The organism is Vibrio thalassae, assembly GCF_900089835.1.
Lineage (GTDB): Bacteria > Pseudomonadota > Gammaproteobacteria > Enterobacterales > Vibrionaceae > Vibrio > Vibrio thalassae.
Genome location: NZ_OANU01000035.1, coordinates 1 through 9,006, shown reverse-complemented (window position 1 = coordinate 9,006; position 9,006 = coordinate 1). Strand labels below are relative to the sequence as shown.

The window sequence follows — 9,006 nt, the reverse complement described above, 5'->3', positions numbered from 1 at the left end:
CCCGTTCACTTCACTGAGGTTGTTCGCATCGACACCTGTGACACCGATGTCAGCATAGTTAGTCGCCGTTGGCGCGGTTTGGGTATTGTCTACCGCGTAGTGTTGGATCATTGTGAGGCTATCGATAAGTGTTTGTATCGAGGTAACACTGGTTAGTGACTGGCTGTCAACTTGCCCGTTCACTTCACTGAGGTTGTTCGCATCGACACCTGTGACACCGATGTCAGCATAGTTAGTCGCCGTTGGCGCGGTTTGGGTATTGTCTACCGCGTAGTGTTGGATCACTGTGAGGCTATCGATAAGTGTTTGTATCGAGGTGACACTGGTTAGTGACTGGCTGTCAACCTGTGCATTAATTTCCGCTAAATTGTTGGCATCCACACCGGTAACGCCAAAGTCGGTATAATCACTCACCGATGGTACTGGCTGCGTATTATCGGCCCCGTAGCTTTGAATCACGTTGACGCTGTCAGTTAGCGTCTGAATCTCAGCTACCGTGGTCAACGATTGGCTGTCCACCTGACCATTCACTTCACTCAAACTATTGCCATCGACACCAATAACACCCACCACCGTATAATCGGTCACGCTTGGCGCCGTTTGGGTATTATCAACTGCATAGCTTTGAATGATTGCTAAGCTATCAACCACAGTTTGAATACTCGCCACGGTAGTCAACGATTGGCTGTCCACTTGCCCGTTCACTTCACTGAGGTTGTTCGCATCGACACCTGTGACACCGATGTCAGCATAGTTAGTCGCCGTTGGCGCGGTTTGGGTATTGTCTACCGCGTAGTGTTGGATCACTGTGAGGCTATCGATAAGTGTTTGTATCGAGGCACCACTGGTTAGTGACTGGCTGTCAACTTGTGCATTAATTTCCGCTAAATTGTTGGCATCCACACCCGTCACGCCAAAGTCGGTATAATCACTCACCGATGGTACTGGCTGCGTATTATCGGCCCCGTAGCTTTGAATCACGTTGACGCTGTCAGTTAGCGTCTGAATCTCAGCCACCGTGGTCAACGATTGGCTGTCCACCTGACCATTCACTTCACTCAAATTATTAGCATCGACACCCGTCACACCAATGTCGGCATAGTTAGTAACCGTTGGTGCAGTTTGAGTATTGTCGGCAGCATAGCTTTGAATGATCGCTAAGCTATCAACCACAGTTTGAATCGTAGCAGCGGTAGTCAATGATTGACTATCGACCTGACCATTCACTTCACTCAAATTATTGGCATCGACACCCGTCACACCAATGTCGGCATAGTTAGTAACTGTTGGCGCAGTTTGGGTATTGTCGGCTGCATAACTTAAAACAACATTAAGACTATCAACCACAGTTTGAATGCCTGCTACAGTAGTCAGCGATTGACTGTCCACTTGCCCGTTCACTTCACTGAGGTTATTGGCATCGACGCCAGTCACACCAATGTCGGCATAGTTAGTAACTGTTGGCGCGGTTTGAGTATTGTCGGCAGCATAGCTTTGAATCACGTTGACGCTATCAACCACAGTTTGAATACTCGCCACGGTATTCAGTGATTGACTGTCCACTTGTCCGTTGATTTCACTGAGGTTATTGGCATCGACGCCTGTCACACCAATGTCAGCATAGTTGGTAACCGTTGGTGCAGTTTGGGTATTATCGGCGGCATAGCTTTGAATGATCGCTAAGCTATCAACCACCGTTTGAATGCTAGCCACGGTAGTCAGTGATTGACTGTCCACTTGTCCGTTGATTTCACTGAGGTTATTGGCATCGACGCCAGTCACACCAATGTCGGCATAGTTAGTAACCGTTGGTGCAGTTTGAGTATTGTCGGCAGCATAGCTTTGAATGATCGCTAAGCTATCAACCACCGTTTGAATCGTAGCAGCGGTAGTCAATGATTGACTATCGACCTGACCATTCACTTCACTCAAATTATTGGCATCGACACCCGTCACACCAATGTCGGCATAGTTAGTAACTGTTGGCGCAGTTTGGGTATTGTCCGTAGCATAGCTTTGAATCACGTTGACGCTATCGGTTAGAGTTTGAATGCTAGCCACGGTAGTCAATGATTGACTGTCCACTTGCCCATTGATTTCACTGAGATTATTGGCATCAACGCCAGTCACACCAATGTCGGCATAGTTGGTAACTGTTGGCGCGGTTTGAGTATTGTCGGCGGCATAGCTTTGAACTATCGCTAAGCTATCAACCACCGTTTGAATACCCGCTACAGTAGTCAGCGATTGACTATCCACTTGCCCATTGATTTCACTCAAATTATTAGCATCGACACCAGTCACACCAATGTCAGCATAGTTGGTAACCGTTGGTGCAGTTTGGGTATTGTCGGCGGCATAACTTAAAACAACATTGAGACTATCAACCACAGTTTGAATACCCGCTACAGTAGTCAACGATTGGCTATCGACCTGACCATTCACTTCACTGAGATTATTAGCATCGACACCAGTCACACCAATGTCAGCATAGTTGGTGAGCGTTGGCGCAGTTTGGGTATTGTCGGCGGCATAACTTAAAACAACATTGAGACTATCAACCACAGTTTGAATGCCCGCTACAGTAGTCAGCGATTGACTTTCCACTTGCCCGTTCACTTCACTGAGGTTCTTGGCATCGACACCAGTCACACCAATGTCGGCATAGTTAGTAACTGTTGGCGCGGTTTGAGTATTGTCGGCGGCATAGCTTTGAACTATCGCTAAGCTATCAACCACCGTTTGAATACCCGCTACAGTAGTCAGCGATTGACTATCCACTTGCCCATTGATTTCACTCAAATTATTGGCATCAACGCCAGTCACACCAATGTCGGCATAATGAGTAATGCTTGGTGCGGGCTGAGTGTTGTCGGCGGCATAGGCTTGAATAATGTTCAAGCTATCCACCATGGTTTGCACACTCGCCATTGGTGTCAGTGATTGACTGTCTACTTGTCCGTTCACATCACTGAGATTTGTACCACTTACGCCTGTGATACCCGCCGTTGCGTAATCTGTTAGGTTCGGCTCCGTTTGCGTGTTGTCCGAGGCGTAAACTTGGATAACATTAATGCTATCTACCATCGGCTGGACAGCAAACATATCAGTATGGGCGAGTAATTGAAGTTGCATATTGATATCAGCGAGGTTTGAAACGGTGACATTGGTAATTTCAGCATCAATATAGTCTTGTTCGCTCGGTGCTATCGAGCCGCCGGCTGCCCACGCTAAAATAATATTGACGGCATCGATACGTGTTTGTAGCGCTGCGGTAGAATCCAGTGCATAAGGCTCATACGCAACCACGTAAGCGGCACCTGAATTACTTGCCGCGGTTGAGGTGTTGTCAAACGAAGTGCCTGTCGAGGTGTTGTCTTGGGCATCAAAATCTGCATCATCATCACTGTTGATCACAACTCCTTGAAAAGCACGGTCATCGTTCATCGCACCAACCAGCACATCAACTCCGTTGAAACTCAGATTGTTTCGATTACCAAATAAGTCATTGCTGGCAGAAGGCGAGGCTAAGTAATATTCTGATGCTTGCCAGTTAGAGGCATCGCTATCACTGAGATCATAAACATACACGCCTTGAGAGCCATACCCCACAGTGGCTAACTTATCCCCTAAAGGAGATAGCTGCCCATCCACACCCTTACCGCCATTCATCGGTGACAGCGCTCGAATCAGCGCGATTTCTTGCCAACTATTGTTGGTAAACTCAAATATGTAGGTCGCACCATAAGTCACTGATGCGTTCGCTTCTCCATCATCTCTTGGCGCGCTCAATGCCACACGAGAGCCATCAGCACTGAGACTAACCGCATAACCAAAACGGTCGCCATTTTCAGCCTCGGAGCCTATCAGTATTTGTTCAAGCAGCCATTGCATTCCATTATAACGGTAGGCGAAAGCGAGACCTAACCCAGTCTCACCATGTGCGCCTACGACAATCACATCACCGTTATCAGAGATATCAACATGGGTTGCGAAATGGAATGATGAAGCGGGCTCATCTAACTGCTGTATCAAAGACCAAGTACTATTTTCGAGTCGATAAATCCTTAACATGCCCGGAGCTTGGGGTGACCCCACCATCATGATATTACCCTGACCATTTATAGCTAACGATGGCACTGTAGTATTCGAGATACCGTGATTGACAACCGTCATTGACCACGTGTCACCCCATTGCGGCACATCATTAACAATGGGTACATCAAAAACAAAGGCTTGATTAAGGGCATTGGCAATAACGCGTCGTCCATCCGCACTCATTGCTAATTCACTCAAGTGATTAATGGTTTGGTTGGTGCGCAAAATCGTCACTTCTTGCCAACTGTTCCCCTGACGACGATAGATATACACCGCCCCCGCATCATCGGTCGTTGTGTTATTACTTGGCGCCTTCCACGCTAAAACAGCGAGGGTCAATCCATCGCGTGACATCGCTGTTGTTTGCCCAAATTGGTCACCTGCCTGAGCATCGCTAGCTTTGAGATAGTGCGTCAAGCCTTCACTTTTTTCTTTGATTAACTCGTTGTTGAGATAAGCCAAGATATCGGCACTGACACCGGTTAATTTCAAATCAGTATACTGTTCAAGTGTTGGTGGGGTTGCGTTTGAATCAATGGCATAAGCCTGTATTGCATCCAAAGAGGCAATAACCGATGCAATACTTGACAAGGTATTGAGTCCATCGGTTTGCACAACATTATTGATAAGTTCGACATGCAGGGCGCGTAAATCGGTAAATCCTGCTGTGTGGTAGGTGGTTACATCGGGTGCAACACTGGTGGTGCCATTGGCGTAATCATCAAGGGCATTGATGGCATCGACTAGGGCTTGGACATCTTGCGCACCAGTAAAATCTAGTGTGGTACTTTGAGTTATTAATTCTTGGTTATAATCGCTGAGATTATCAGGACGAACATTAATGATATTTGCTGCCGTATAAGTCGCTTCACTTGGAGGCGTTGTGCTTGTTCCCTGCGCATAGTCCTGTAAATCAGATAATGAAAGAGTATATTGATAGCCTAAAAAGTTAATGGCACTTTTAACGTCTGCCTTGTTATCGATTGTATTTGAGGATTGGAACTCTAACCTGGTATCGGAGCCAGAAATCACACCGGTTTTATTGATTGAAGCAGCAAGAGAAATATCGAGTGTATCAGCCAACTCATTAACAAACGCTTTCCCTTGCTCTCCTTGAGCTAAATCACAGGCGTATAAATGCCATCGACTTTGGTTTGGAAGAATGCTTTTTAGGTAGGTTAGATCTGCGCTTTCTAACCAATGCGCATTCCACAATTCTTTCCCTAATTGAAGCTCACCAGGTCGCCCATGGGCAACGATGTTCCATACATTTGCACTTGGATGCTTATCAGCAATCCTAATAAGTTGAGATATAATCGAGTCATCAGGATTGATGACATAAACTGGTGATTCTATTGTTGCTGTCAAATGTTCGATATCTTTAATGTTACTATCAAATATGTAGACAGCATTAACAGGTTGGGTCGTGTGCTTTTTGTTCGAGCTTTCATCAGACAATATAAGAAACGAATAATTTGCTATTGCTAACGTCAGCACAACAAAAAACAGTGAGCGAAAGATCATCATCACACCCCCCCCTCTCTCAAAAAAACAATACGTAACTCACAAAAATCAAAAAAACAATTGCTACAATTAACAATAAGCATTGTTTGTATATTGTCAAATGTGTTAATGGCGACGTGAAGTAAGCAGCTATTTTGTCTGCACAAACTAATGCTAGCTAGAGTATGTGCCATCGTAAATTCTAATTAACAAGGAAAACCCCACACAAGAACTTGAATAAAAAGAAAAAACTCATTCAAACTAGAAACAATAAGGCATAATAAAATCATTCAAACGAGGTTTACTATCCCCGTGATCATTGAAGATGCTTGATTTTCGATAGAATCAGGATCATGCTACGAACCATGAAAATTACACTGACTCCTCAACAGAAACTACAACTCGAACAAATGCACGATTCTACTCGTGATGGTCGAGTGCGTGACTGTATTAAAGCTGTATTACATGCCACTGAAGGTTGGAGTCAGACCATGAACGCTCAAGCTCTTCGCATTCATGAATCGACCGTTGCACGTCACCTCAGTGACGACGCTCTTTCTGAAAAATTTAAGCCTGAAATGGCGGAAGTCAAAGTAAGCTTTCTGCTGCTCAAACCATGCACCTAATCGAGCATTTGACTGAGTAAGCCTATTCTCACACTCATCAAATTGTCGCCTACGTTAAAGAGGCATTTGGACTTGATTACACGGTTTCTGGTATGAACAAATGGCTTCACTACAATGGTTTTAGCTACAAACAACCGAAAGGCGTACCACACAAGTTTGATGAAGCAAAACAGCTAGCCTTCATTGAGGCCTATGAAGCTCTAAAGGCAAGCTGTGGCACGGATGAATCGATAGTCTTTATTGACGCTGTTCACCCAACCTTATCAACAAAAACATCTCATGGCTGGATACGTACTGGTCAAGATAAAGTGATTGAAACAACGGGCAACCGTAGCCGATTGAACATTATTGGCGCACTGAACCTGTCGGATATTGGTGCCACCATCATTCACGATTACGAAAGTATTAACAGTGAAAGTATTGTTCGCTTTTCTGTAAGTTAAGAGAAAGTTATCCGTTAGCCCATAAGCTTCATATCATCTTAGATGGTGCGGGATCTCACCGTAGTGACTTAGTCAAAGATGCGGCGTTTGTCTTGAATATTGAACTGCATTATCTTCCGCCTTACAGCCCAAACCTCAACCCAATAGAGCGGCTATGGAAAGTAATGAATGAGAAGTCGAGGAACAACGTTTACTTCAAAAGGAAACGGGATTTCAAAGCGGCAATAGGGCAATTTTTTTGCTATGACTCTTCCAGAGATCGTAGGCTCTTTGACATCTCGAATTAATGATAATTTTCAAGTTCTCGAGCCTGCATCTTCAAGTTGATGCGGTATAGTCTCAAGTTTAATCTTGCAATACATTTCAAGTCCGAAAAGCTACATTAACAACGTGATGAAGCCGTTTGGTTAAAGATACTGGGGAAATGACTGATCGGAATGTTCCGAAATATGCACATCAACTGCTCGGGTAAATAACTGCACAACATGGAACCAGTCGACGGTTACATTCGCTTTCGGAAATTCATCTTTGATACCGCTTAAAAAGGACGGAGAGACATATCACACACGACTTCAAGGACTTGAGCAGGTTTCGCCCCATGCTTTTCAATAAAGGTTTTCAACTCAGTGACGTAATTATGTCCACACTTTGACGCTGTCTCATCAAATCCAAAGGCTTGGAGAGGTGATAGGTCAAGTCGTGATAAAGCTTGTTCCATGTAATGTTCCACAACTCGCCAAAGGCGCTTATCCGTCACTTCCATAAACTTAGCAGCAACGTTAACGGGCATCTCTCTTACGAGTGTTACGGCCACTTCTTCGAACAGCAAAGTAAAGCCACTATCAGGTCTTGCCCAAGGCACTTCGATGAGCTTTACCCCGTGAGTTTTGCAATGAACTATAGGTATCTTCGCTGTGATATGGCAGTGGTGTTGAAAAATTGAGATGACGCCATGTTTTTTCTTTGAAGTCATGTGTAGTTCAAGCGACTCCACATTCTGGACACGAGTAACGCACTCCACGTTCAGCCCCCACTTGTAGGCGAAGCTCATAAGGAGAATGTTCTGTATTAAGGGGGTGGTCGATAAGTTTCCAAGGTGCTTGTAGCCCCAACCCGAGCATAAAACTATCAGAAGAATTCAACGTAACTGGACCTTGTATTGGAGCCTATTTAGGAGGTGAATATTTTAACCCAAATCCACACAAAACGTCGAAGAGCCTGAAAAATGAACTTTTCGGGGAAATGTGCGCAATTCCCCCCCGCTTGAAAGGTGTGACTGTCGAGATACGAAAATCAGAACGTCAACTGCATGTCAAGCCAATAGTGGATGAGTTGCACGAGTGAATGACTACCCAGCAAGTGGTAAGCTCTAGCCCATTAGGTAAAGCGATAAAATACACGCTCGACCAGTGGCAAGAAGAACTGGTTGTTCTCGACTACTGCAAATGGCGCTAACGCGATGTTTTACAGTATCGTGGAAGCAGCGAAAGCCAACGGCCTTATCTTCTACGACTATATGGTCAAGTTCATGAAAGAGCTCGCGAAAGCTAAGCCAGATATCGATTCGCTCCTACCTGGAACTTCAAACATCAACAACATTTCCCTATGGGTTCATAGGGCGAATACAAAAAAACGGTAGGAAGTAATATGTTTTAGTCGCCAAACAAAAACATACGCTAACTACCGTTTTCATGACTAATCATACTTTCCTATCTTCATTCTAGGACAGCTTTAAGATAGTAAAGTCCAATCAAAATATAATAAGCAAGCTCTTATAGTTACTACTTAGGTGAGTGTTAGCCTAATTAACCTATATACAAGAGCCGATTAAGCGCCATGCAAGAGCACCTTGGGCTGAACCTGGCTCATATTCACCATATGCATATTGTCCTGCATTCATTTCATAAAGATTATCGTTGTGATATCTCTGTGAACCTTCGGTATAATTTCCCCAGCTTTCAGCAGCCGACCACGCAGTGACGTTATAGCATCTTGAATCAGCAGGATAATTATTCATCGGCGTCCCACCGCCCATACCATCGTTAGCAGGCAGCTCTGGAGGAACATAATTCGGATCAGCTGCCCCCATATCTCCCGCTGCACTATTCAAGGCCGTACATTCAGTTACATTGACGTTATCGCCACACGTTGAAGAAAGTGATTCTATTTCAGCAACACTGTAGGCGCCATCTCCGGCAATGGTATGTCCTAAATTATGATTAACCGTATCAGCGATTAAACCTTGATAATCTTGTTCTACCGTCCAAACGAATACCCCTCGAAGACCATTGTTAACCGCATACTTAGTTTTCAAGGCTGCCGTTCTTGGGGTGTCA

5 protein-coding genes and 2 pseudogenes are annotated in these 9,006 nt (G+C 44.8%); 2 read left to right on the top strand and 5 right to left on the bottom strand.

What is annotated here, in order from left to right; all coding sequences use genetic code 11:
- Positions 1–5,625 (bottom strand): DUF4347 domain-containing protein (locus tag VTH8203_RS12335; RefSeq protein WP_158296134.1); only part of this gene is annotated, 5,625 nt, incomplete at its 3' end.
- 341 nt (positions 5,626–5,966) lie between these two features.
- On the opposite strand from VTH8203_RS12335, the pseudogene VTH8203_RS12330 reads away from it, so the two are divergent.
- Positions 5,967–6,997, top strand: a pseudogene (locus tag VTH8203_RS12330) (IS630 family transposase).
- Positions 6,998–7,077: 80 nt separating this feature from the next.
- Here VTH8203_RS12330 and VTH8203_RS25505 read toward each other — a convergent pair.
- The 3 genes from VTH8203_RS25505 to VTH8203_RS24550 are packed head-to-tail and all read right to left on the bottom strand — an operon-like array spanning position 7,078 to position 7,812.
- Positions 7,078–7,203 (bottom strand): transposase, encoded by a 126-nt coding sequence (locus VTH8203_RS25505; protein WP_096993942.1) that lies wholly within the window; start codon positions 7,201–7,203, stop codon positions 7,078–7,080.
- Positions 7,204–7,208: 5 nt separating this feature from the next.
- Positions 7,209–7,643 carry a helix-turn-helix domain-containing protein gene (locus tag VTH8203_RS12320; RefSeq protein WP_158296133.1) on the bottom strand — a complete coding sequence of 145 codons (435 nt, stop codon included), beginning with the start codon at positions 7,641–7,643 and terminating at the stop codon, positions 7,209–7,211.
- Between the two features lie 7 nt (positions 7,644–7,650).
- The gene (locus VTH8203_RS24550; protein ID WP_158296132.1) at positions 7,651–7,812 is read right to left on the bottom strand and encodes a hypothetical protein; all 162 of its coding nucleotides are present in this window, start codon (positions 7,810–7,812) and stop codon (positions 7,651–7,653) included.
- Positions 7,813–7,909: 97 nt separating this feature from the next.
- Between VTH8203_RS24550 and VTH8203_RS12315 the strand changes: the two are divergent.
- A pseudogene (locus VTH8203_RS12315) lies at positions 7,910–8,287 on the top strand (transposase domain-containing protein); the annotation flags it as partial.
- A 193-nt stretch (positions 8,288–8,480) separates the two neighbouring features.
- On the opposite strand, the gene VTH8203_RS12310 reads toward VTH8203_RS12315, so the two are convergent.
- Positions 8,481–9,006: hypothetical protein (locus VTH8203_RS12310; protein WP_208617745.1), on the bottom strand; the 526-nt coding region annotated here is incomplete at its 5' end.

Bases quoted from the DNA above. Each gene is read 5' to 3' on its own strand.
- VTH8203_RS12320 (WP_158296133.1), bottom strand. From the start codon at position 7,643: ATGACTTCAAAGAAAAAACATGGCGTCATCTCAATTTTTCAACACCAC.